This window comes from Desulfosporosinus acidiphilus SJ4 (genome assembly GCF_000255115.2).
Classification (GTDB): domain Bacteria; phylum Bacillota; class Desulfitobacteriia; order Desulfitobacteriales; family Desulfitobacteriaceae; genus Desulfosporosinus; species Desulfosporosinus acidiphilus.
On the sequence record NC_018068.1, the window covers coordinates 4,903,994 to 4,926,837 of the forward strand.

The 22,844-nt window shown below is 40.1% G+C and carries 22 protein-coding genes and 1 pseudogene; 2 read left to right on the forward strand and 21 right to left on the reverse strand.

All coding sequences use genetic code 11. From position 1 onward, the window contains the following. Window positions 1-177: 177 nt before the first annotated feature. The 7 genes from DESACI_RS22415 to DESACI_RS22445 all read right to left on the reverse strand — a co-directional run bounded on the left by DESACI_RS22415 (window position 178) and on the right by DESACI_RS22445 (window position 6,952). Window positions 178-801, reverse strand: a complete 624-nt coding sequence (locus DESACI_RS22415) for a CBS domain-containing protein (RefSeq protein WP_014829511.1) — start codon at window positions 799-801, stop codon at window positions 178-180. Between the two features lie 105 nt (window positions 802-906). After that, complete coding sequence (locus tag DESACI_RS22420) at window positions 907-1,611, reverse strand: ABC transporter ATP-binding protein (RefSeq protein WP_014829512.1); 705 nt, start codon at window positions 1,609-1,611, stop codon at window positions 907-909. Then, on the reverse strand, window positions 1,611-2,378 hold the full coding sequence (locus tag DESACI_RS22425; RefSeq protein ID WP_014829513.1) for an ABC transporter ATP-binding protein: 768 nt from the start codon (window positions 2,376-2,378) through the stop codon (window positions 1,611-1,613). Before DESACI_RS22425 ends, DESACI_RS22420 begins: the two co-directional genes overlap by 1 nt. Continuing rightward, window positions 2,359-3,312: a branched-chain amino acid ABC transporter permease gene (locus DESACI_RS22430; RefSeq protein WP_014829514.1), complete on the reverse strand. Its 954-nt coding sequence runs from the start codon at window positions 3,310-3,312 to the stop codon at window positions 2,359-2,361. Before DESACI_RS22430 ends, DESACI_RS22425 begins: the two co-directional genes overlap by 20 nt. 9 nt (window positions 3,313-3,321) lie before the next feature. Continuing rightward, a complete protein-coding gene (locus tag DESACI_RS22435) occupies window positions 3,322-4,215 on the reverse strand; it encodes a branched-chain amino acid ABC transporter permease (RefSeq protein ID WP_014829515.1) in 894 nt (297 codons plus the stop codon). Window positions 4,216-4,337: 122 nt separating this feature from the next. Then, the gene (locus DESACI_RS22440) at window positions 4,338-5,522 is read right to left on the reverse strand and encodes an ABC transporter substrate-binding protein (RefSeq protein ID WP_014829516.1); all 1,185 of its coding nucleotides are present in this window, start codon (window positions 5,520-5,522) and stop codon (window positions 4,338-4,340) included. A gap of 263 nt (window positions 5,523-5,785) precedes the next feature. Then, entirely contained in the window at window positions 5,786-6,952 is a 1,167-nt protein-coding gene (locus DESACI_RS22445; protein WP_014829517.1) for an ABC transporter substrate-binding protein, read from the reverse strand. A gap of 204 nt (window positions 6,953-7,156) precedes the next feature. On the opposite strand from DESACI_RS22445, the gene DESACI_RS24385 reads away from it, so the two are divergent. Continuing rightward, window positions 7,157-7,357 carry a hypothetical protein gene (locus DESACI_RS24385; RefSeq protein WP_148271365.1) on the forward strand — a complete coding sequence of 67 codons (201 nt, stop codon included), beginning with the start codon at window positions 7,157-7,159 and terminating at the stop codon, window positions 7,355-7,357. A gap of 176 nt (window positions 7,358-7,533) precedes the next feature. Here the strand turns inward: DESACI_RS24385 and selB are convergent, their stop codons facing one another. Beyond that, window positions 7,534-9,429 carry a selenocysteine-specific translation elongation factor gene (gene selB / locus DESACI_RS22450; RefSeq protein ID WP_014829518.1) on the reverse strand — a complete coding sequence of 632 codons (1,896 nt, stop codon included), beginning with the start codon at window positions 9,427-9,429 and terminating at the stop codon, window positions 7,534-7,536. Between the two features lie 312 nt (window positions 9,430-9,741). Continuing rightward, window positions 9,742-10,773 (reverse strand): YkvI family membrane protein, encoded by a 1,032-nt coding sequence (locus DESACI_RS22455; RefSeq protein ID WP_014829519.1) that lies wholly within the window; start codon window positions 10,771-10,773, stop codon window positions 9,742-9,744. A 113-nt stretch (window positions 10,774-10,886) separates the two neighbouring features. On the opposite strand from DESACI_RS22455, the gene yyaC reads away from it, so the two are divergent. Then, window positions 10,887-11,456, forward strand: coding sequence for a spore protease YyaC (gene yyaC, locus DESACI_RS22460; RefSeq protein WP_014829520.1), 570 nt, complete (start codon window positions 10,887-10,889; stop codon window positions 11,454-11,456). Here the strand turns inward: yyaC and DESACI_RS22465 are convergent. The 12 genes and pseudogenes from DESACI_RS22465 to rnpA all read right to left on the reverse strand — a co-directional run bounded on the left by DESACI_RS22465 (window position 11,453) and on the right by rnpA (window position 22,794). After that, window positions 11,453-11,959, reverse strand: coding sequence for a DUF4446 family protein (locus DESACI_RS22465; protein ID WP_014829521.1), 507 nt, complete (start codon window positions 11,957-11,959; stop codon window positions 11,453-11,455). The genes yyaC and DESACI_RS22465 overlap by 4 nt on opposite strands. A gap of 32 nt (window positions 11,960-11,991) precedes the next feature. Continuing rightward, window positions 11,992-12,693: pseudogene (locus DESACI_RS22470) on the reverse strand (DUF554 domain-containing protein). 395 nt (window positions 12,694-13,088) lie between these two features. Beyond that, window positions 13,089-13,940 carry a ParB/RepB/Spo0J family partition protein gene (locus tag DESACI_RS22475; RefSeq protein ID WP_014829523.1) on the reverse strand — a complete coding sequence of 284 codons (852 nt, stop codon included), beginning with the start codon at window positions 13,938-13,940 and terminating at the stop codon, window positions 13,089-13,091. Then, window positions 13,933-14,694 (reverse strand): ParA family protein, encoded by a 762-nt coding sequence (locus DESACI_RS22480; RefSeq protein ID WP_041276754.1) that lies wholly within the window; start codon window positions 14,692-14,694, stop codon window positions 13,933-13,935. Before DESACI_RS22480 ends, DESACI_RS22475 begins: the two co-directional genes overlap by 8 nt. Window positions 14,695-14,841: 147 nt before the next feature. Further along, the gene (locus DESACI_RS22485; protein ID WP_014829525.1) at window positions 14,842-16,287 is read right to left on the reverse strand and encodes a VanW family protein; all 1,446 of its coding nucleotides are present in this window, start codon (window positions 16,285-16,287) and stop codon (window positions 14,842-14,844) included. A gap of 336 nt (window positions 16,288-16,623) precedes the next feature. Next, complete coding sequence (gene rsmG, locus DESACI_RS22490) at window positions 16,624-17,343, reverse strand: 16S rRNA (guanine(527)-N(7))-methyltransferase RsmG (protein WP_014829526.1); 720 nt, start codon at window positions 17,341-17,343, stop codon at window positions 16,624-16,626. After that, entirely contained in the window at window positions 17,343-19,247 is a 1,905-nt protein-coding gene (gene mnmG, locus DESACI_RS22495) for a tRNA uridine-5-carboxymethylaminomethyl(34) synthesis enzyme MnmG (RefSeq protein ID WP_014829527.1), read from the reverse strand. Before mnmG ends, rsmG begins: the two co-directional genes overlap by 1 nt. An 8-nt stretch (window positions 19,248-19,255) precedes the next feature. Beyond that, window positions 19,256-20,614, reverse strand: coding sequence for a tRNA uridine-5-carboxymethylaminomethyl(34) synthesis GTPase MnmE (gene mnmE / locus DESACI_RS22500; protein WP_014829528.1), 1,359 nt, complete (start codon window positions 20,612-20,614; stop codon window positions 19,256-19,258). A 277-nt stretch (window positions 20,615-20,891) separates the two neighbouring features. After that, complete coding sequence (gene jag / locus DESACI_RS22505) at window positions 20,892-21,518, reverse strand: RNA-binding cell elongation regulator Jag/EloR (protein ID WP_014829529.1); 627 nt, start codon at window positions 21,516-21,518, stop codon at window positions 20,892-20,894. 31 nt (window positions 21,519-21,549) lie between these two features. After that, a complete protein-coding gene (locus DESACI_RS22510; RefSeq protein WP_014829530.1) occupies window positions 21,550-22,224 on the reverse strand; it encodes a YidC/Oxa1 family membrane protein insertase in 675 nt (224 codons plus the stop codon). An 11-nt stretch (window positions 22,225-22,235) separates the two neighbouring features. Continuing rightward, window positions 22,236-22,442, reverse strand: a complete 207-nt coding sequence (gene yidD, locus DESACI_RS23945; protein ID WP_014829531.1) for a membrane protein insertion efficiency factor YidD — start codon at window positions 22,440-22,442, stop codon at window positions 22,236-22,238. A gap of 10 nt (window positions 22,443-22,452) precedes the next feature. Then, a complete protein-coding gene (gene rnpA / locus DESACI_RS22515) occupies window positions 22,453-22,794 on the reverse strand; it encodes a ribonuclease P protein component (RefSeq protein WP_014829532.1) in 342 nt (113 codons plus the stop codon). Between the last annotated feature and the right edge of the window lie 50 nt (window positions 22,795-22,844).

Here is a 22,844-nt window from a genome sequence, read left to right on the forward strand (position 1 = left end):
TGAGGCTGCAAGAAGGGAAAATTCGTGCGAAGACAGTGTCTTTGCGAGAACGAGCTAAGTCTTCTTTAAAGGTAATGAAGGGTTGCCGCTCTTGGAACCATGGAGTTCTTAGAGCAGCAACCCTGATTGTTATGAGCCGGCTTTTCTTTACAACGTTATTTGCGTTCTAAGTTGGCCTTAGCGTATTGTATATCCTTTTTCCTCTAAAGAGCTTTTCACCTCAGACAATTGTTCTCCTTGAAGATGTGCTAATAACTGAACTTTGTTTTCCTTGAGATGATAAAAAGCGAAGCTGGAAACATTCGTATCAAATTGCTTAAACGTTGTTGCAATATCCAGCAAAATACCCTTCGCGTCTTTCCTTTCAATAACAAATCGTTTGCCGGGACTGCGCGAACCCATAATATCCAGAAAGGCATCTAAAATATCATAACCTGTAATAATTCCCACGAGTTTATCGTCTTCCAAAACAGGCAGGCCGCCAATTTTATGTTCCCTCATTAACAAGGCTGCATCTTCAATGCCCATATCCGGGTGGCAAGTAATAACCTTTTTAATGGCAATTTCCCGAATGGGTGTTTTCGCTACAAGATAATTAAGTTCAAAAATACTGAGGGTTGTTGCCGGAGACGGTGATACTTCCCGAAGGTCTCCGTCGGTCACGAAACCTACCAACGTTCCCTTTTCCACAACCGGCAGCCGGTCAATCTTTTTCTCACGCATGAGAGCCATCGCATCCGCAATGGATTCATCAGGAGAAGCCGTAAAAACTTGGGTAGTCATAAATTGGCGAACAAACATTTTTCTTTACCCCTTTCTATTTAACCTTGATCTTTGCTAAAACCCTGGTTTTTATTGGGATTATCCGCCTACCGCACTATCTTTAAACTTATAAAGATTATGCCTTTAACCTCCTAAATAGGCCTTACGAATTTCTTCACTGGCTGCCAATTCCTTGGCATCACCTGAAATAACAATCTTTCCTGTTTCGAGAACATAAGCCCGATTGGCTATCGAAAGAGCCATATGAGCATTTTGCTCAACCAACAAAATAGTCGTTCCGCTTTCATTAATTTCTTTAATAATGGAAAATATCTGTTTCACTAAAATTGGGGCTAATCCCATAGAAGGTTCATCCAGCAATAGAAGCTGCGGCTTGGACATAAGTGCCCGTCCCATAGCCAGCATTTGCTGTTCTCCGCCTGACAGCGTTCCTGAAAGTTGGCTGCTCCGCTCCTTAAGTCTGGGGAATAACTCGTACACGCGTTGAAGGTCTTTCTTAATTTCTGCTTTATCTTTGCGCAAATATGCTCCCATTTCCAAATTTTCAATAACCGTCATATTAGCAAAAACAAGCCTTCCTTCAGGTACTTGAGAAATTCCCTTGGCTACAATCGTTTGCGGTGGGACTACGGCTAAGTTCTCCCCATTAAACGTCATTTTCCCGGACTTCGGACGCAGCAGCCCTGAAATTGTTTTGAGACTTGTACTTTTTCCTGCACCATTTGAACCAATTAGGGTGACAATTTCTCCCTGATCAACTCGGAAGGAGATCCCTTTGAGGGCATGAATGGCACCATAAAAAACGTTTACATCTTCTAGTACCAGCATCAGACAACCTCCTCCCCTAAATAGGCCTCAATAACTTTCGGATTCTGTTTAATTTGCTCAGGTACACCATGAGCAATAATCATACCATAGTCCAAAACATAAATACGTTCACAAACCCCCATGACTAAGGACATATCGTGTTCAATAAGAAGAATGGTCAGTTTAAAATGGTCTCTAATCCAGCGAATCAAATTCATGAGTTCCTGTGTTTCCTGAGGATTCATTCCTGCAGCAGGTTCGTCAAGTAACAGCAGTTTTGGTTCCGTGGCTAAGGCCCGGGCAATTTCCAGACGGCGCTGTTCACCATAAGGTAAGTTCTTGGCTGTTTCGTTTGCTTTATCTTCGAGATGAAATATTTTAAGCAATTCCATGGCTTTGTTCTGCATTTCCTTTTCACCTGAATAGAAACCAGGCAAACGAAACAATGCACTCATGGTAGTATAGGCTGTGCGCTGATGATAAGCTATCTTGACATTTTCAATAACACTCATATCACTGAACAGACGAATATTTTGGAAAGTTCGAGCCATTCCTCGGGAAGTTACTTGATAGGGTTTAAGCCCACAGATGCTTTTCCCTTGAAAAAGAATGTCTCCTTCTGTTTTATCATAAACCCCGGTGAGAAGATTAAAGACCGTCGTTTTGCCTGCACCGTTTGGACCAATGAGACCAATGAGCTCACCCTCATTAATCTCAATATTTAATTCTGAAACAGCCTTTAGTCCACCGAAGGCCTTGGATAGATTATCAATTTTTAGAAGAGGCATTCTTTTCACCCTTCTTTCCCAAGAAACTTAAGCTGAATTCCTTTGTTCCCATTAATCCTGTAGGTCTGAAAATCATCATGACAATTAATAATATTGCGGTAATTACAAGCCGCCATTCAGGGAAGCTAGACAAGAATGCCGACACTAAAGTCATAACAATAGCACCGACAATACCGCCTGTTATACTTCCTAACCCTCCCAGAACAACCATAACTAAGATATCGAAAGACTTCAAAAAGGAGAACGTCATAGGTTGAATAATATACATGTAATTAGCGTAAATTCCACCTGCCAGTCCGGCAAAAAAAGCTCCCATGGTAAAAGCCATAACCTTATATTTCGTCGTGTTGACACCCATAGATTCCGCAGCGATCTCATTTTCACGAACAGAGATACACGCACGTCCATGAGTGGAATTAACAAAGTTCTTAATTAAAATAACGCTGATAACCATCAAAAAGTAGGCCCATGTCCAAGTTATTTTGCTTGGCAGAGTAAACCCTGCTGCTCCGCCCACATAGTCGGTATTTAAGAAAATAATCCGCACAATTTCACCAAATCCCAAAGTAGCAATCGCCAGATAATCTCCGTTAAGACGGAGGGTTGGCAGACCAACTAATATGCCGGCTATTCCTGCCACGATCGCCCCAGCCAGAAGTCCCAAAACCAAAGGGCCATGGTGTATTGCCGTAACAATCGCTGATATATAGGCACCTACGGCCATAAATCCTGCGTGACCAATTGAAAACTGTCCTGTAATACCGTTAATTAAATTTAAGCTTGTTGAGAGAATAATATAGATACATATAAGGATTAACGTTAACTTAAAGAAAGGCGGCATTATATCAACCACTATTAATCCTTGTACAACGGCGTAAATAATAGCGATCGCCACAAGGGCAACTATATTTTTGCGGTTGAACCAGTTGCTCATTTTTCTCACCTACACTTTCTCACGTACATTTTTACCAAATAGACCGCTTGGTTTAATAATAAGGACAAGAATCAGGATGAGAAAGGCAACGGCATCCCGCCATGTTGAAGCTCCAAAGCCACTCACAATCGATTCTACCAAACCTAACACTAAGCCTCCGACCATGGCACCGGGAATAATTCCAATTCCGCCTAATACTGCTGCTACGAATGCTTTTAAGCCTGGAATAATTCCCATAAGTGGATCAATCGTGTTAAAATAAACGCCCATTAAAACACCAGCCGCAGCGGCTAAAGCTGAGCCGATTGCAAAGGTAAAAGAAATAATATTATTGGTATTGATGCCCATTAACAAGGCGGCATCTTTATTATAGGAAACAGCTCTCATAGCTTTTCCCATTTTTGTGAATTGGACAATAAAGTGAAGCAAGGCCATAAGAACGACAGAGGTTACTATCATGACGACATCGCCATATTTAAAAACTACGCCGCCTATATTATAAATTGTTTCCGGAAAAACCGGCGGATAAGTGCGTACTTGTGCTGTTACAACCAGCATGCCGCCATACTCCAGAAACAAGGATACCCCAATGGCCGTAATTAAGGCTGCGATTCGAGAAGCGTTGCGCAAGGGCTTATAGGCAATACGCTCAATAATAACGCCCAAAATTGCACAAGTAATCATTGCGAGAAGTAATGCCGGCAAAAAAGGTAGGTGCAAAACTGTTGTCGCATACCATCCCGCATAAGCTCCCACCATCATAACGTCTCCATGGGCAAAATTGATCAATTTTACAATACCGTAGACCATGGTATATCCTAAGGCGATCAGCGCGTAGATACTTCCTAACGACAGACCGTTGACAATTTGTTGAAAAACTTCTCTTATAATACTACTCCCCATATACTCACTCCCTTTTCTGCTAACCTTCCCAATTAGAAGAGAGAGGGTGAAATCATACCCCTCCCTCTTACCACGGGATGGTCTTTGTTCATTTTTTGGTAGCTTTGCTACTCATATCTCTCTTAGGGAGCAACCCTTGTCAAGAAAACAGATTTTCCATTTTTGTTTTCTTTGATAACGGCACTCTTTACTGGATTGTGAGTTTTTGGATCGATGGTAATCTCCCCGCCGACTCCTTGAAATCCTTTCATATTCTCTAAAGCTGTGCGGATTTTTTCAGGATCTGTACTTTTAGCATCACTAATTGCTTTGATGAGAAGGTTAGCTGCATCGTAGCCCAGAGCTGCCATAGCATTAGGTTCGCTGTTAAACTTCGCCTTATAATCTTTAACAAATGTGGCCATGCCGGGATCGTCTGTCGCTACGTGATCAACATAGTAGGTATTGTTCAAGGCATCATTGCCGCCGATATTAAAGAGCTGCGGATCATCCCATCCGTCTCCGCCCATAAATGGCATGTTCATGCCTAACTCACGAGCTTGTTTAACAATCAGGCCCACTTCTTGATAATAGCCGGGTAACCAAACCATATCGGGGTTCTGCGCTTTGATACGAGTTAAGATGGAACGAAAATCTTTATCACTGCCTGCAACATATTGTTCAGTTTCAACGATCTGTCCATTCCCCTTCTTAAAGTTCGTTACAAAAGCATCTGCCAAGCCCTTAGAGTAATCACTTTTTTGGTCAATAATAACTGCAGCTGTCTTTGCCTTTAATGTATTAAGAGCAAAATTCGCGGCCACTTGACCCTGGAACGGGTCAATAAAACAGGCCCGGAAAATCCAGGGACGAACTTGCCCGGTTGCCGGGTCAACAGTAACCTTGGCATTCGTACCGCTCGGCGAAATCATTGGAATTTTGTTATCAGTTACTACAGGCACAGCAGCCAAAGTTACGGAACTTGTCATTGAACCAATAACGGCCACAACTTTATCTTGGGTAACCAACTTAGTGACGGCAGAGGTTGATTCTCCGGCATCTGATTTATTATCGGCAGCAACCAGGGTTAATTGTTTGCCCAGAACACCGCCCTTGGCATTTTGTTGGTCAAAGGCCAGGTTAATAGCATTTTGAGCTGCTTGACCGAACATAGCCGTCCCGCCAGTTAACTCTAAATTGCCACCGATCTTAATAGGTCCGCTCGAATCACTCGTAGCAGCCTTCTGAGTTGTTCCGCATCCTGCAATCAAAGATACGCTCAGCAATGCTGCCAGTCCCATTGAAAATACCTTGTTTAGTCTTTTCACTTCTTCTCCTCCTCAGCATAACTATATTTGTCTATTGGCTGTTTTTATGTATTTGTCCACGCCCCCTCCCAACCTTTTATTAAAAGCCCCAGTCAAAGTATATCTCAGTGACTGGGGCTTCTTTGCCTTAATATTCTTTTCTTATTAAACTAAGCAACTCCTAAAAGCTTACTTAACTCTGTAAAAACATTTTAACTTTTGTATAAGATTTAGTCAAGATGTATTCTGTACTATGATAAATTTTGATTATCGAATATTTCGAATTATGGATTAACGTGGGTTAATAATGTCTTTTTGCCGTCAACCATTTTAATGATAACTGCGCTCTTCACTGGGTTGTGAGTTTTAGGATCAACGGATATTACTCCCGTTACTCCTTTGAAATCTTTTGTATTTTCTAGAGCAGTGCGGATTTTCTCTGCATTTGTACTCCCTGCAGTTTTAATGGCGGATATTAACATTTCGGCAGCATCATAACCTAAAGCCGCCAGAGCGTCCGGTTCCGTATTGTATTTCGCTTTATATGCTTCAACAAATGGTTTGGTAGCAGGATCATCAGCCCACATATGATTGACAAAATACGTATTATTTAGATTCGCAGCACCTGCAAGTTCGGGTAATTTAGCTGAATCCCAGCCATCTCCTCCAACGAAGGGTACAGTAATACCAAGTTCTCGTCCTTGTTTAACAATTAATCCCACTTCATTATAATATCCGGGAACAAAGACAACGTCCGGATTGCTCGCTTTTATTCTCGTAAGGGTTGCTTTAAAATCCTTATCTCCACCAACATAATTTTCCGTGTCAGTAATTGTTCCGCCGCCAGCTTTGATATCTTTACTGAATTCTGCCGCTAAACCTTTCGAGTAATCATCTTTCTGGTCGATGAAAACTGCTGCGTTTTTGACTTTAAGTGTATTCAGGACAAAGTTTGCAGCAACTTTTCCTTGGAATGGATCTAAGAAGCAACTTCTAAAGACCCAAGAATTTAAAGAACCATCTTTATTGACTGTTACCTCAGCATTGGTTGCCGTCGGCGTAATTAGAGGAATTTTATTATCGGTGGCAACAGGCACCGCAGCCTTTGTGTTTGAGCTTGTCACTGCGCCAAGAACAGCGACCACGTTATCTTGTGTGATTAGTTTCGTGATTGCGGATGTTGACTCCCCGGCATCTGATTTGTTGTCGGCAGTGATGAACTGGATCTGTTTCCCTAAAACACCGCCCTTTTTATTTTGATCTTCAAAAGCTAAATTGACTGCGTTTAATACGGATTGTCCGAATGTAGCTACATTGCCCGATAATTCCAGATCTCCGCCAATTTTAATATTCCCTGAATCTTTGGAAGCTGTAGTGCTGCCGCAGCCCGAGACCAAACCTAACATTAAGACTGCGATACCTAATAATACTTTGCCTTTGTTTTTTTTCACTCTTATTCCTCCATTATCTTTCCCTTAGTTTTAATCTCTTCCATTGTTAAAGTATTTTTTTGCCGCTTGAAGATTCCTGATAACAAAATTCCAAATTTCACATTTAGATTCCTGTACCACTCCTCTAACTATAGATTAATTGGTGACCTGTCTTCTGCCCTTGGCCTTTGACATCCTGATCGTCTTCAGTGGAGAGTATCGCACTTGTTTGGCTTTATAGACACTTGGTCAATCCACACTGCAGAAGAATGTCTATTAAGTTTGCAGAGTGGATTGGCCAGCGGCTGCCTAGTTACACGTATTTCAGCAGACGAAGACACTGTCTTCGCACGTATTTACTCTTCTTGCAGTAAACAAGCGAAGATTATACCTTCTGCCCAGGAAAATGGATTTTCCATCCATTAGTGATGCCGCTAAGCGGCATAGGAGTCTGATAGAGAAAAAAAATCCTGGCATAATGCCAGGATAGACCCCGCACAACAGTTATAATACAGACATATAAAACACTTACCCCTTGTACTTAAATATTTTATATCTGTTACACCATTGTGTCAATTATTAAATTCTGTGTCATGACAATATTAGTACAGTTTTCTTTTGTCGCCTATCCGTTTCGTAACCTTTTGTTGGTCAAAATATTCAAGCAATGGCACGGCATATTTTCTAGAAGTCCCCCAAAGTTCACGCACCTCTGAAACTCCGATTTCTCCATGATGTTCCAGATATTCTTTTAGTTGCCCATGCGCTCTCTCAAGTTCTATATGTGGATAATAATATTGATCAACATGAATCCACTCTCCGGTGTCACATAAATATTGAGCGTAGTCTGCCGCTTCATTTTTTGAAATGCCGAGAGTCTCTGCAGAAGCTATTAAATCTGGTGGCGTAAGTTTGAGAGACAGCCACTTCTCCCTCAGATTTTCTAACCTCTTTTCTATTTCCTGCGGCATTTTTGCTATATCTATGGATTGAACTTTACTTCCTTTTAGAATATATACGTTTTTTTCGGCACCTTGTTCGAGCACTGTTTGCCAACGACGATTTGACCACTGATTATTTAAGCGGCTTTTTAATTCCCCTCGGCTTATCCCGAGACGCAGAGGATTGTGCGTTTCATAGTTCCTTACGACTTCAACTAACCTTTCGCGCCAATTTCTGGCCGCTTCGCTCCCCCATAATAGTCTTGTATCATCCTCCATTAACACTTCTAGCCTTCCAGACTCTTCCATTATTGTTATCCTGTTTTCTAAATCATCTGTACTAATCTGCAAGCGTGTCGCAAGTTCGGCAAAACTTCTCGGTTCGCTAATTTCCTTTTCCAATAAATCTAAAGGATCCCCGAGATCTTTTATTCTCATTTGGGCCAGTACATTTTCTTTAAACCGCTTTTGCTTATAATCCGCCACTCCTAGTATTTTACCTCCTCCAATTGTATGTGGAGGTGAATAAAATCTTAGGACAAACCGATCTCCGGAAGCCACTGCTACTGGTTCCTCAAGAAGGATTTGGGCAAACCCTTCTTGACCCGGTGTTAGTTCCTCATGGTTTAAGAGGTGAATTCTTCCCAGTACTTCGGTTGTCCCGATGTGAAAGCGTACTCTTTGTCTTTGAGTAATAGGTTTATCGGAAGATGGAAGATTACGCAGCGAAAGATCTAATATAGTTCCTGCTGGAAACACGTTGGGGGTCACCAACACTGAACCACGCTCAACTTCGGCAACGTCAACACCCGCTAAATTTACTGCGACTCTCTGCCCAGCACTCGCCTCTTTCACCTTCTCGTTATGAACTTGTACCGATCGAACTTTTGCCTTAATCTCCCCTGGTTCGATTGCTAGCTCCTGTCCGAGAATCACTGTACCGCTCTGTAATGTTCCTGTTACTACTGTTCCAAATCCCTGAATGCTAAAAACCCTGTCAATGGGCATTCTTACAGGGCCTGTTGACTTCTTGCTCTCGACTTCTGAGAGTATCTGATCAATCTCCCTCTTTAAAGGTTCTAATCCTAAACCCTTTACTGCAGATACCCGGCAGATGGGTACATTTTCAAACACCGTATTTTTAAGCTTCTCTATGATATCCTCTTCCATAAGGTCAAGCCATTCTTCATCTACCAGATCTATCTTATTTAGGACAACAATGCCGCGAGGTATTTCCAATAACGTTAATATATCCAGGTGTTCTTTAGTTTGAGGCATTATTCCCTCATCAGCTGCTATTACCAGCAGGACAATGTCCATTCCGCTGGCTCCTGCTAACATCTGCCGAATAAATCGTTCATGGCCGGGAACGTCTACAATACTTACTTTTCGTCCACTGGGCAATACCATATGCGCAAACCCAAGCTCAATTGAAATACCCCGTTGTTTTTCCTCTCTCAGCCGATCGGTTTCAATTCCCGAAAGAGCGCGTATTAACTCAGTCTTACCGTGATCAACGTGTCCTGCCGTTCCTACTAGATAATGTTTCTCAGTCATTATTACTCCCCTTATTTTAGAATTTTGCCCTTTTAGGAGTGCCAACAATACAATCTCTTCTGCAACCGGTTTTTGTTCAGTATCAGCAAATAACTTTGGTTGTAAACTGCAAGGAAAGTTAACACGTGCGAAGACAGTGTTTCGTCTGATAGGAAAAGTACAACTAGGCAGTGGCTGGCAATAACGACAAGCGTTTGAGCTTATAGCCACACTGCAACTCATACGTATACTCTGGCTATTTGGATTGGACGAATGTCTCTGCAGTCAAACGAGTATGATACTCCCCATCGGAGGCTATCGGGATAACGGTCTTTATCTCTTTATCCATAGAAATAGAATCGTTGGCATAAAAACCAAACCTAGGTATCCAAACAGCGGGTAAATCAACTGCACAATTTGAGAAAACTTTACGCCTGCAAGTGGTAATAGCAACGCTAATAGTATCAAAGTCGTTCGATTGTAGTTTAGTTTTCCCGTTTCTACTACTCTGCTAATCAAACTAAATCCATTCCCAATCGCAGCAGTTATCATAGCTAACCATAAAACAATAACATAAAAGAATGCCGTCCAATCACCCAGTTTACCTGCTACGGCTACCATTGGTATTTCTAAACCAAGCACCTCAGGAAATCTAAGCAGAGCTGCACCTATCATGAAGGCAAAAATACCGAGAGCTAATCCACCTAATACTGCACCCAGACGTGCCCCGCTTCTCTGAACATCCTTTCCCAAGGATGCAAAAACTACCATAGCTAAGGTTAGATTAAAAGAAACATATAAAATTGCCGAAAAAGACCAGCTTTTTACCATTGGGTTTGCTAAAATAACGATTCCTTCCCCGTCACCGGACTTAGCCAGCATGACTGCCAAAGCTGCAATCCCTAGACAGAAGGTAAACTTCAAAGGGATTAACACTGTATTAATCCACAAAACACCTTCACCACGAAACCAAAGTGCCATACCGATAACAAGTACTGTTAATACAATACCAAGCCATTTTGAGATACCAAAGTACTCATAGAACAAGGCTCCACTTCCTGAGATCATCGCCATCATTCCTACTAGTAACAGCACACTGACCAGACCGTCTGCCCATTTTCCCCACTTTGGGCTTAATAAGTGGTCAAAGAACATTGGATATGACGATACTTTCCAACGTTTTTGGAGATCAAGCATACACCATCCTAACAATGAAAACAATGCCGAACTTAGTATGATTCCTGCCAATCCCCAACTGCCAAAACGTGCAAAGAACTGTTGAATCTCCTGACCGGAAGCAAACCCTGCGCCCATAACAGCTCCCACATATGTAGCAGCTACTTGAAATGTAATTTTCCATTTCATGCACTTTCCTCCTCGCCATCATACTTATGGTCCGAAAAGAAATCTAATGCATAAATGGTCATTACTTTGGAAAATATATTAAAAAAAACGATACACCACTTAGGAGGTAGTTTGTGAGTTTCTTTTCATTAGTCCATGAACATCAAAAAATTAAAGCCCACGTTGATGACAATCCCGCTAAAGCAAAATTGGAATCACGGCTTTCTGAACTATTTTATTCCGCAAGAAAACGCCAAACTATTATTCTTTGCATTGGAACAGATCGTTCTACCGGAGATGCTCTCGGCCCTTTAATTGGTACACAGCTTTCACGCCTAAAACTCCCCCAACTTCTTGTTTACGGAACCCTTGATGATCCTGTCCATGCCACAAATCTCAGAGATACAATCCAGGTAATCCGCGACTCCTATTTTGAACCCTTTATTATTGCTGTAGATGCCTGTCTTGGACGCATGGATTCAATTGGATGTATTACCCTTGCGGACGGCCCCTTACAACCCGGAGCCGGTGTTCACAAAAAGCTGCCTGAAGTTGGGGAAGCACATATGACGGGTATTGTCAATGTAGGCGGATTTATGGAGTATATGGTTTTACAAAACACTCGTCTTAATCTGGTTTGGAAGATGTCTGAGAATATAAGCTCTCTCATATCACGTTCTTATTTAAATACTTATTACCATTAAGGAATTTTAGGGCCTACCATTGCGTTTGAAATAACTTCCTTTTCTTCATTCGATAATAAGTAAGTAGATTGTCCTCCTGTTACCGGTTTAGCATAGACACGTGAATCTTCTCGGCTATGAATTGAATTCAAGACAATTCCATCTCCATCCTGATTTAAAAAGGCCAAAGCAAAACTTAAATCGCTTCCCACATTTTCAAATGCTTTATAGCGGACCATTTGAACGCGATCAACACTAGCTTTTAATTTAAATTCTATAGGATCAAGCCTTTTACTACATTGTTCCAATTGTACCTTTTGTTCATTTAATTTCTGATGATATTCCTGAAGCAGGCCCTCTAAATCATTTCCAGACAGGAACGTTTTCAGTGATACATATGCCGCTTCAAATTTTTTCATACGCCTAAATAGTAAAATGATAACAATATATGCTACAACTAATAGTATTGCTAATACTCCGATTCCCAGCCATATTGTCGGCTGTGATCCTGTAATTAGTGTCAAGGGAATAGTCCTCCTTAATTATTTGTAATTCTTCACATACCTAAATGAAGTTTCGTGAACAAAAGGGTAATTGGAATAGCGATAAAAATCCCCGGTAATAGATTGCCCACTTTTACTTGTTTTATTTCTAGGATATTTAGACCTATCCCAACGATCAGCAATCCTCCGGTGGCCCCCATCTCTGAAATCACCTGTCCTGATAAAACTCCCTGTAACAAACCGGCGCCTAATGTAATTGCCCCTTGATAAATAAACACAGGAAGAGCCGATAATATAACACCAACTCCCATCGACGAGGCAAATACCACCGCAGAGATTCCATCTAACATTGCCTTTGCAAATAAAATATTGTGGTTTCCTTTTAAACCACTTTCTAAGGAACCCATAATCGCCATGGCACCCACACAATAAATCAAACTTGCAGTTACAAATGCCTTAGTAAACTCTGTTTCTTCTCCTTTTCGAGCAAACTTACTTTCCAACCACTTGCCAAAATTTTCGAGGCGCAGTTCTATATCTATCCATTCTCCTACTATTCCCCCTAAAACAAGGCTGGCAATAATAATAAGGGTATTTTTAGTTTGCAAAGCCATACTACCGCCAATAAGCAGAACTACTAATCCGATTCCTTGGATGACAGTAGTTTTCATTTTCTCCTAAAGAGCTTGTCCGAAGAAAAGTCCAACTACTCCTCCGAGAACAATTGCAATGGTATTTACAATTGTACCTAACAACTTAGCTACCACCTTCCTAAGTATAAATTCAAAACCTTTGCTTGTTTTTATAAGTTTTACCTCTAAATTTTAATTCAAGTTTTAATTAGATACTCGCAAAATAAACTACAAGTTCTATGTTCCACGTGGAACATTTTAAAGACTGTAGCTTAATATATTTTGCAAACTATATCGATCCTACTGAAACTCATTAGTTCCACGTGGAACAAATATTCACTCTAAATTTCAAAACGAAATTGATTTAATTGTTACTATTGTTCCACGTGGAACATGGCAACAATTTAGTAATCCTATCTATTTCGAACTTTATATGTGTGTTACAGCTTTGGCATCTCATTAGGCAGCCACACAGCGAAGCTCTAATTCTCATTTAGTCGAACGAATTCAATTGAACCCTATTCCATTTGTATATTCCATAAATCTAGCAGCCGGTTCAATTCATCTTCCGAAAAGTATTGTATTTCAATTTTTCCCCGCATAAGATTCCCTTTAAGATGAACCTTAGTTTGAAAGCTTGCTCTTAACCTATCCTCTACATTGTTCAACACGGGAGGAGTCGCTTTGGCGGGGGTCTGTTTAATCTTTTCGTTCGGGTTCATCAGTCTATTAATAAGTTCTTCTGTCTCGCGAACAGAAAGCTGTTCTCTTACGGCCTTTTCGGCAGCAATAACCTGAAGAGAGGAATCCTTGATACCAAGAAGGACTTTGGCATGCCCAAGAGAGAGTTTTTCTTCTTTTAACATTTGCAGAATAATATCCGGCAATTGAATAATTCGCAGAAGGTTAGCAATGGTAGTTCGGGCTTTACCAACTTTTTGGGCAACTTGGTCTTGAGTCAGGCCATATTCATCTATAAGCCGATGATAGGCCATGCCTTCCTCATAGGGCGAAAGGTTAGCTCTTTGAATATTTTCAACAATAGCTCTCTCGGCCATCTGCTGGTCATTACAGAATTGAACAATACATTCAATTTGGTTGAGTCCCGCTAATTTTGCAGCTCTTAAGCGTCGCTCTCCGGCAATAATCATATATCGATCCCCGGAAGGCCTAACTAATATAGGTTGCAGCAATCCGTGTTCGCGGATAGAATCTGCTAATTCGTTAAGTGCCTGAGCCTCGAATTCACGCCGGGGCTGATCAGGATTTGGCTCAATATCGGAAATAGGAATTTCTTTAATTACAGGATTTTCATTAAATTCATCTGAGATGAGCGCCTGAAGACCACGCCCTAATCCTTTTTTAGACACGTTCTAATACCTCCTTCGCCAACTCACGATAAACTTCGGCACCTCGAGAACGGCTGTCATAACTGTTGATTGGCTTTCCATGGCTTGGCGCTTCACTTAGTCTTACATTTCGAGAAATTATTGTCTGAAATACTTTTTGGGGAAAATACTTTTTAACCTCATCAACAACTTGAATGGCTAAATTTGTTCGAGCGTCAAACATCGTTAAGAGGGCTCCTAATATGTTTAGATTAGGATTGATATGCTTGCGAACTCGCTCTAAAGTATTCATAAGAAGGGTCAACCCCTCAAGAGCATAATACTCACATTGAATTGGAATTAATACATCAGTGGCAGCAGTTAAAGCGTTAAGAGTTAGCAGCCCAAGTGAAGGAGGACAATCAATAAAAATAAAATCAAAATCACTAACAACACTCTTTAATGAAAGTTTCAACTTTGTTTCACGAGAATCTTGGGAAACTAACTCAATCTCGGCACCTGCTAAAAGAATTCTTGCAGGAACTATTTTAAGATTTTTTTGATCGCACTTTTGAATAACCTGTTCGATCGGAACATCGTTAATAAGTACATCATAAATACATCGATTTAACTTATGTTTAGCAACCCCCATACCGCTTGTTGCATTTCCTTGAGGGTCTAAATCAACTAGTAAAACCTTGTATCCAAGCTCCGCAAGACAGGCACTCAAATTAATAGCCGTCGTGGTCTTCGCCACACCGCCTTTTTGATTGGCAATTGCGATCACTTTCGATATCAATAGCATACACTTCCTTCTTATCTAATTGCCACAACTTAAATATTTACATACCTTAAATAGTATCAAACCAATAGCAATAAAAAAAGCGTTTTTTAACGCTTTTTTATAATTAACTATTATTATTCCAGAAGAACAGAAATCATATCATGGTCCAACATCCACAATTTTGGGAAGAGCTTTATAAACGCTCTGCTGCAAAGGCTCTGAACTAACAACGTTGCCATTAACTTTAACTGTACGGACTGACTTAACAATATATCCGGGCTGACCAAGTTGCTTAACTACAGACTCTCCATGCTTTAGTGTTTTGTCTACCACGTGTTGTTCTTCAGGTTGAATAACAGACTCAGTAGTGTCCGTTATATTAACCTCCTGTCCTGGATTAACTTTACCATAAAGATCAATCGTTAAAGAATTCGAAGTGGACGATGTTCGGATTAATAGGTATCCACCTGTATTGTTTCTAAACTTTAGATCTAAATCAGGATATGCGACCGTAGCATCCTGTCCTAAAGGAGCATAAGTAATTGCCAGATCATGATTAGATCTTTGAGCCACAGCCAAATTAGCTAATAGACCCGTGTTGTATAATGTGCTGGAAACTTGGCAAATTCCTCCTGCCAAACCGGGAACAAATTTACCATCCACAATAATATAGGCATCTTTATAACCGCCGGCGACAGTTCTTTCCCCAACGATATTATTAAATGACAGAATATCGTCAGGCTTTATAACAGCTTTATCGAGAGCCTTTGCGGCAAGCTGTACGTTCTCAGTCCGCGCTGTTTGTGAAGGATCGAAATGAGTTGTATAAGAAGCTAAAAGACCTGTGATTTTCTGTGCTTCCAGTTGGGAGGCTAATACTTTGGGCTTTTGTTCCTGATAATTAACTTTTAATTCTTTAACTGGGTCTGAGTAATTAATAGCTTTGATTTGAGTTTTTAAGGTCTCTGAATCATAGGCAAAACCAGCTTGTTCTTTGCTAATTACCATCACATTTTGGTCAGTTATTTGAAAAGATGCATCGACAGCAGGTTTATTATACTGCCCAAAAAGTTGATCTAAACATGTTTGCATTTTTTTGTCATCCCATTGAGAAGTAAGTTTAAAGTCAAGACCTTTTGCTGCTTCCCTCTTAGAATTAATTCGTTGATATAAGGAGCCAATACGACTGACGCCATAAGCATCTTTTAAAGCCTTGTCCGCAGAAAGTGTCAGTCCCAAGTCTTCTAATTTAACATCTTGATCATGTTGACCATCAGTAAGTTTCACTGTTTGATTTAGTAAACTCTCAATGTCTTTATTTACGGCGGCTTTAGCTTGCAATTGAGACATATTACTAACATTGATCCCGGAAATTTTGACGCCTTCAACAATCGTATGATGATCCCACGTATAATACCCAACCGGTACACCAATAGCAAGCAATAAGATCAAAATCGATAATGAGATAAAAAGCAGTTTTCTTCCAGAAATGCGATTCTTTTTAGTCCTGCGGTTTCGGGTAGTGATATGCGGATTTGAGAATTCTTCAGTTGTTAAAGCGTCAGTCTTGCTGGTTCTCATTCTTTGTTCAAGTGACTCGTCCAAATCGCACCTCCTCATTCACTAAAATTCAGTGTTAATACTATTATTTCGACGCAAACATCGTATTCCCTTCATAAAACTATAAAGAAAACTCGGCGGGAGACAAGCATTTGGCGCAGGCGGCCGCCGAGTTCACTTCTGCTAGAAAAGAAGGACACGATCTTCGCACATATTAACTCTTCTGCTATATACAACCGAAGGATATGCTTTGTGCCATAAAAATAATTTCCATTATTCAGTGACACGGTTAAGCGCCACGAGGGCTGATAGTATAAAAGAGCTTTACCGATTATGTTAGTAAAGCACTTAACCCAGGCCTATCTCCGTGAATAGCTGAGATTAGTGAATAGGAGATTTCGATGGAATGCCCGCTTTACGAGGATAGATGGAAGGGGTGTCCTTTTCCTTTTTTATAACAATAACTGCGCGATGTTCAGCACTCTCACCAAAACTATATTGTTGAATAGAATCTACAGTTGCACCCAATACTTTAAGAGCAGCCTTAGATTCTTCCAATTCATCCTTAGCTTGTAAGCCTTTTAACGAAAGAAATAATCCGTTCTTTTTAAGAATAGGAAGTGTAAACTCCAGTAATACAGGAAGGCGAGCAACAGCTCTGGAACCAACACTATCAAATTTCGCACGATATTGTGCATCTCGTCCAATATCTTCCGCACGTGCGTGAATCGTCCACGTATTCTTCAAACCTAATTCACTTATAACAATATCTAGAAAATCTAAGCGTTTTTTTAGAGAATCAATTAAATAAACGTCTAATTCGGGTAGAAGAATTTTAATGGGTATTCCTGGAAACCCAGCGCCCGTTCCTAAATCCGCAAATTTAGTACCCTTAATGTATTTTCCAAGGACCATAGAATCAATAAAATGCTTTAAGATTATTTCAAGTGGTTCTGTAATTCTGGTAAGGTTTAATTTCCTGTTCCACTCGATCAGAAGATCTCCAAAAAGACATAGCTTGTTAATTTGCTGTTCCGATAAATCATAACCTAAATGTGCTAAGGTCAAAACTTTCATCTGAGAATCATAGTCTTTGAACATTACCTATTTCCCCCTCTGAATTGTTGTTCAAGGAAAACAAGTAATACTGAAATGTCAGCCGGAGTAACTCCTGTAATTCGTGACGCCTGACCCACGTTTCGGGGTTTTACTTCCATTAAACGTTGTCTGCCCTCAGTAGATAAACCTTTAACTTCCGTATAATTAAAATCATTAGGTAAAAGCCTATCTTCCATTTTGGCGAATTTCTCTATATCCATCCATTGCTTTTCTATATAACCGGCATATTTAGTTTCAATAACTGCAACTTCCAAGACCTCTTTCGAATAGTTAGCTAATTCCGGAATTAGTTCATTCATATGGGATAATGTTATTTCAGGTCTACGGAGTAAATCAAGGGCGTTTATACCGCCGCGTACCGGAGTCGAATTTGCATCAGCCATTACCCTCCCTAAATCATGACTAGAGGGAGAGAAAACTGTTGATTTCCAAAGATGCTTAATTTCCTCCAACTCATTCTTCTTACTTTGGAAACGAATCCAACGCTCATCATCAACCAACCCAATACTACGCCCTTTTTCTGTAAGCCTAAGATCGGCATTATCCTGCCTTAGTACTAAACGGTATTCGGCACGTGATGTTAAAAGGCGATATGGTTCCTTTACACCCTTTGTTACTAAATCATCGACCATTACACCTAAGTATCCATCTGAACGACGCAAAACAAACGGATCTTTATCTAAACAACGCATTGCTGCATTAATACCGGCAATTAAACCCTGAGCTGCAGCTTCTTCATAACCTGAAGTACCATTTAATTGGCCCGCTGTAAATAAGCCAGGCAGTTGACGTACTTCAAGACCTAAAGACAATTGGTGTGGAAAAACGTAATCATATTCAATAGCATATCCAGGTCGAAGCATTTTTACATGATTTAAGCCGGGAATACTTTGCAGAATTTGTACTTGAACCTCTTCAGGCATACTGGTAGATAATCCGGCCACATACAATTCATCGGTATTCCAACCTTCAGGTTCAAGAAAAATCTGATGGGCATCACGATCGGCAAAACGCACAACTTTATCTTCTATTGAAGGACAATACCTAGGACCAATTCCCTCTATTTTACCGGAATAAAGAGGTGCACGATAAAGATTTTCTTTAATGATTTCGTGAGTTTTCTTAGAAGTATAACCAAGCCAGCAAGGAACTTGTTTTGTGGGGTCATCCTGCCAGAAAATACTCTTAGTAGGAAGAAAAGAAAATTTCCAAAGAGAATCATCACCTGGTTGCACTTTAAGTTCAGAATAATCAACAGAAAGTCGGTGTATTCGAGGAGGAGTTCCCGTTTTAAATCTGCCTAACTCTATTCCGGCATCTTTTAGAGATTCAGAAAGACATAGGGAAGGCATTTGTCCATTGGGTCCACCCTCGTACATTGAATCACCAATAATAATTCTGCCGCGAAGATAGGTACCACTGGTTAAGACAATATTTTGAGATTCAAATCGCGCGCCGGTTCTTGTCACAACTCCGGCCATCTGATAGTTTTCAACAACTAACCGTTCCGCCAATCCTTGAATAACCGTTAAATTAGGCTGGTTAAACAAAACAGTACGCATGTTATTCTGATAAGCCTGCTTATCAGATTGGACCCGTAATGCATAAACAGCAGGTCCTTTGCCGGTATTTAACATTTTTACTTGCAGGGAGGTTGTATCTGCATTAATCCCCATCTCTCCTCCCAGGGCATCGATTTCGCGAACCAAATGTCCCTTCGCCGGACCACCAATTGACGGATTGCAGGGCATGTGGGCGATTGTGTCAAGATTCAAAGTAATAAGCAGCGTTTTACATCCTAACCTGGCAGATGCTAAGGCTGCTTCACAGCCTGCATGACCAGCGCCAACAACAATTACATCATAGTTTCCAGCAAAATATTCCAAGATTAAACCTACTTTCCAATACAAAATCGTGAAAAAATATCTTCTAATAGAGATTCCTGTACATTGTGCCCGGTGAGTTCAGAAATATATTGAAGCGCTTGACGAATATCAATTGAGATAATATCCCAGGGCATCAAAGAATTTAAGCTGCTCTTCGCCTGTTGGAGAGCTGTATAACTATGTTCCAAAGAAGAAATTTGACGTGCATTCGAGAGCAATGGCTCCGAATAATTTTTTACTTCCCCCTGGTAAACTCTTCGTTTGATTTCTTCCTCGAGTTTGTCAAACCCTTGGTGAAGGAGCACAGAAAAAGGAATCCAATGCTCAATATTATTTATACTAAGTATTTCATTGTTAAGCAAATCGATTTTATTAACGAGCACAATAACTTTCTCAGCATAGGTTTGAAAAATTGTTAACTCTTCCTCCGAAAACGGAACATTTGCCTGAATTACTAAAATAATAAGATCGGCCTTTTTTAAGGCAGCCCAGGTTCTCTCTATTCCGATCCTTTCAACAGTATCCTCGCTTTCCCAAATCCCGGCAGTATCCACCAATTGTAAGAGTATTCCTCCGACATTGACTGATTCCCTTATTTCGTCTCTCGTTGTCCCTGGAATATCCGTCACAATAGCCCGTTCTTCTTTTAACAGAGCATTAAGAAGACTAGATTTACCTACGTTTGGCCGCCCCGCGATTACCGTAAGCAGCCCTTCACGTAATATTTTACCGGTCTTGCTGCCCTTCAATAAATCATTAGTTATAGAGATTGCCTTTTCAATGCGGTAATTTAGTGCATTACGATCTAAACTTTCAACGTCATCTTCAGGAAAATCAATTCCGGCTTCGATAAAAGCTAAAATTTCTAGGATCTTTTCCCTTAGATCCATGATTTGTTTTGACAATCCCCCACTAAGCTGAGATAAGGCCAGATCTGCAGATGATTCGGTTTTTGAAGTAATAAGATCGATAATGGCTTCTGCTTGTACTAAATCTAATTTGCCATTTAAAAAAGCTCTTTTAGAAAACTCCCCCGGTTCTGCAAGGTGAGCACCATGGCGAAGACAGGTATTTAATATTCTTTGAGCAATAAAAGGTCCGCCATGACAATTTATTTCATAGACATCTTCCCCTGTAAAAGAATTAGGAGCAGACATTTTGCTAATCAGAACCTCATCCAGTACACGCTCTCCATCTTTAAAAGTACCAAGGTATAACGTAAAATTTCCTTGAAGAGACCAGCGCTCTTTTGATTTAGGTACAAAACATTCGCCAATAATTCTAGCCGAATCGGGTCCGCTTAGACGGATAATATGAATACTGGCTTCTCCCATGGCAGTAGCCGGAGCAACAATCGTTTCTTCCACTTGATCATCTCCATAACAAATTATCGAAAGGAAAGCATAACCGAAGGTTATACTCTCTAAGAATGCTTAGCTCGAGTTGAGCCTCCGGAAAAATCAGCAGATTAGTTGAACTCAAAGTTTATACTTTCTGCCCTGGAAATGATTTCTCATTCAGCAGTGAAGCCGTTAGCGAGATAGAGGTTTGATAGTATAAAAAAGAGGGGTTAATCCCCCTCAACTTATCCACCTTGATTGCTAAATAATTAAGTTTGAAGGCGGCTAATAAAGAATAGTTCTTTTAGCCTCTTTTTGGAGCAATAACTACTCGCCGATTAGGATCATCACCCTCACTAAAGGTTGAAATCCTATTATCATCCTGCAAAGAAGTATGAATTATTCTCCGTTCGTGGGGATTCATAGGTTCTAAGACAATTTTAACGCCGGTTCTTTTAACCTTATCTGATAAGCGTTTCGCTAGACGAATAAGAGTATCCTCACGCCGGATTCTATAACCTTCAACATCTACAACGATACGAACACGTTCCGATAATTGTTTAGCGACGGCTAAATTTGTTAAATATTGCAGAGCATCTAATGTATCTCCTCGACGACCAATTAATATTCCAAGTTCGGGTCCTGTTATATTAATATGCCAGTGTTCAGAATCCTTTTTAACCTGAGTTTCGGCTTTGACACCCATAGCCTTACAAACACTAAGAATGAATTCCGTAGCCAACTGACCAGGATCATCTTGGTAAGTCACTCTTACTTTTGCCAGCTTAGTTCCAAAAAGTCCAAACAGGCCCTTCTTAGCAGGTTCCTCAATAATTTCAACCTGGACATATTTTCTATCAACTGCTAATTCCTGAATCCCAGCGGCGATCGCTTCTTCAACCGTTTTTCCGGTTTTCTCTACTATCCTCATGAACGATCCCTCCTCGCGTCTTCCCCGTTATCTATACAGCGCTTTTCTTTTGATTTGATAATTTTCGATTAATATATAATTGTTGAAGTATCGATACACAGTTCATTGTCACCCAATACAAGGCCAAACCAGATGGTACCGTAGCGCTAATATAAGCAAAAAATAAAGGCATTATGTATAACATCGTTTTTTGTGTCGGATCAGATGAAGCATTTGGATTCGTAACTTTTGTTTGTAAGAACGTCGTTGCCGCTGCAAAAAGAGGCAAAATAATGTGATAACTAAGAGTAAACCCATAGATTTTAGTCAAATCAAACCCTAAAAACCAGTGAGCTGCATTGGCAGATGCACCATAGGGGAAATTACGCAAAGTACTATATAAACCCCAAAAAATCGGCAATTGAATAACAATAGGCAAACAACCACCCATTGGATTCACTTGATGCTCTTTATACAACTCCATAATTTCGGCATTGGCTTTTTCTTTGTCATTTTTATGTTTGGCTTGTATTGCCTTAATCTTCGGCTGAAGATCAACAGTTTTTCGCATTGAAGCCATTTGTTTATAAGTTAACGGATATATAATGGTCTTAATCAAAATTGTCAGCAAAATGATTGCTACACCATAATTAGGAAGTCCCAGAGCAGACGATAAATTATAGAAAATATTTAATAAGTAAGTCATCCATTGAACAATAATACTCACAAAAGCCCTCCTTAAACTGGATCATGCCCTCCCGGGTGAAACGGGTGGCATTTTAATATTCTAACGAGTGATTTATAACTCCCTCGAAAAAAACCATATTTTTTTAATGCTTGAATAGAATACTCAGAACATGTGGGATAAAAACGGCATGTCTGACCTTTAAGCGGTGAAATAAACTTTTGGTAAAAACGCAAAATAAAAATTACTAATTGTCTCATTTGAAATGACTCATTTCGTGATGATTAAAGCATTTGCTTTTTTTAGCATTAACATGATAGAAGTTTCTACTTCAGCAAAGGAAACTCCTTTGATCTTAGTCCTTGCAATAAAAATAATTTGTAAATCAGGTTTTATTTGAGAGATATGTAATCGTACAACTTCTCGCAATAATCTTTTAGCACGATTCCTTTGGACTGAATTTCCAACCTTTTTGGAAGCTATAAATCCAAATCTCTGGTGTTTACCTCTGAAAATATAGATAGCAGCATATTTTACAGAAAAATTTTTACCACGTTCAAATATTTCTTTAAAGCCTGATTTTTTGCGTAACCTTAATTCTTTTTTAAGCATAATTCCTCCAGGCTTACAACATGGCAACCCAATTATATTCTAACTCTAAA

Excerpts from the sequence above, each read along its gene's own strand:
- DESACI_RS22430 (WP_014829514.1), bottom strand. The coding sequence starts at position 3,312 with ATGAGCAACTGGTTCAACCGCAAAAATATAGTTGCCCTTGTGGCGATC.
- jag (WP_014829529.1), bottom strand. The coding sequence starts at position 21,518 with ATGAGGATAGTAGAGAAAACCGGAAAAACGGTTGAAGAAGCGATCGCC.
- DESACI_RS22420 (WP_014829512.1), bottom strand. The coding sequence starts at position 1,611 with ATGCTGGTACTAGAAGATGTAAACGTTTTTTATGGTGCCATTCATGCC.
- DESACI_RS22455 (WP_014829519.1), bottom strand. The coding sequence starts at position 10,773 with ATGAAATGGAAAATTACATTTCAAGTAGCTGCTACATATGTGGGAGCT.
- DESACI_RS22435 (WP_014829515.1), bottom strand. The coding sequence starts at position 4,215 with ATGGGGAGTAGTATTATAAGAGAAGTTTTTCAACAAATTGTCAACGGT.
- DESACI_RS22415 (WP_014829511.1), bottom strand. The coding sequence starts at position 801 with ATGTTTGTTCGCCAATTTATGACTACCCAAGTTTTTACGGCTTCTCCT.
- selB (WP_014829518.1), bottom strand. The coding sequence starts at position 9,429 with ATGACTGAGAAACATTATCTAGTAGGAACGGCAGGACACGTTGATCAC.
- DESACI_RS22425 (WP_014829513.1), bottom strand. The coding sequence starts at position 2,378 with ATGCCTCTTCTAAAAATTGATAATCTATCCAAGGCCTTCGGTGGACTA.
- rnpA (WP_014829532.1), bottom strand. The coding sequence starts at position 22,794 with ATGCTTAAAAAAGAATTAAGGTTACGCAAAAAATCAGGCTTTAAAGAA.
- yidD (WP_014829531.1), bottom strand. The coding sequence starts at position 22,442 with ATGAGACAATTAGTAATTTTTATTTTGCGTTTTTACCAAAAGTTTATT.
- rsmG (WP_014829526.1), bottom strand. The coding sequence starts at position 17,343 with ATGTTCAAAGACTATGATTCTCAGATGAAAGTTTTGACCTTAGCACAT.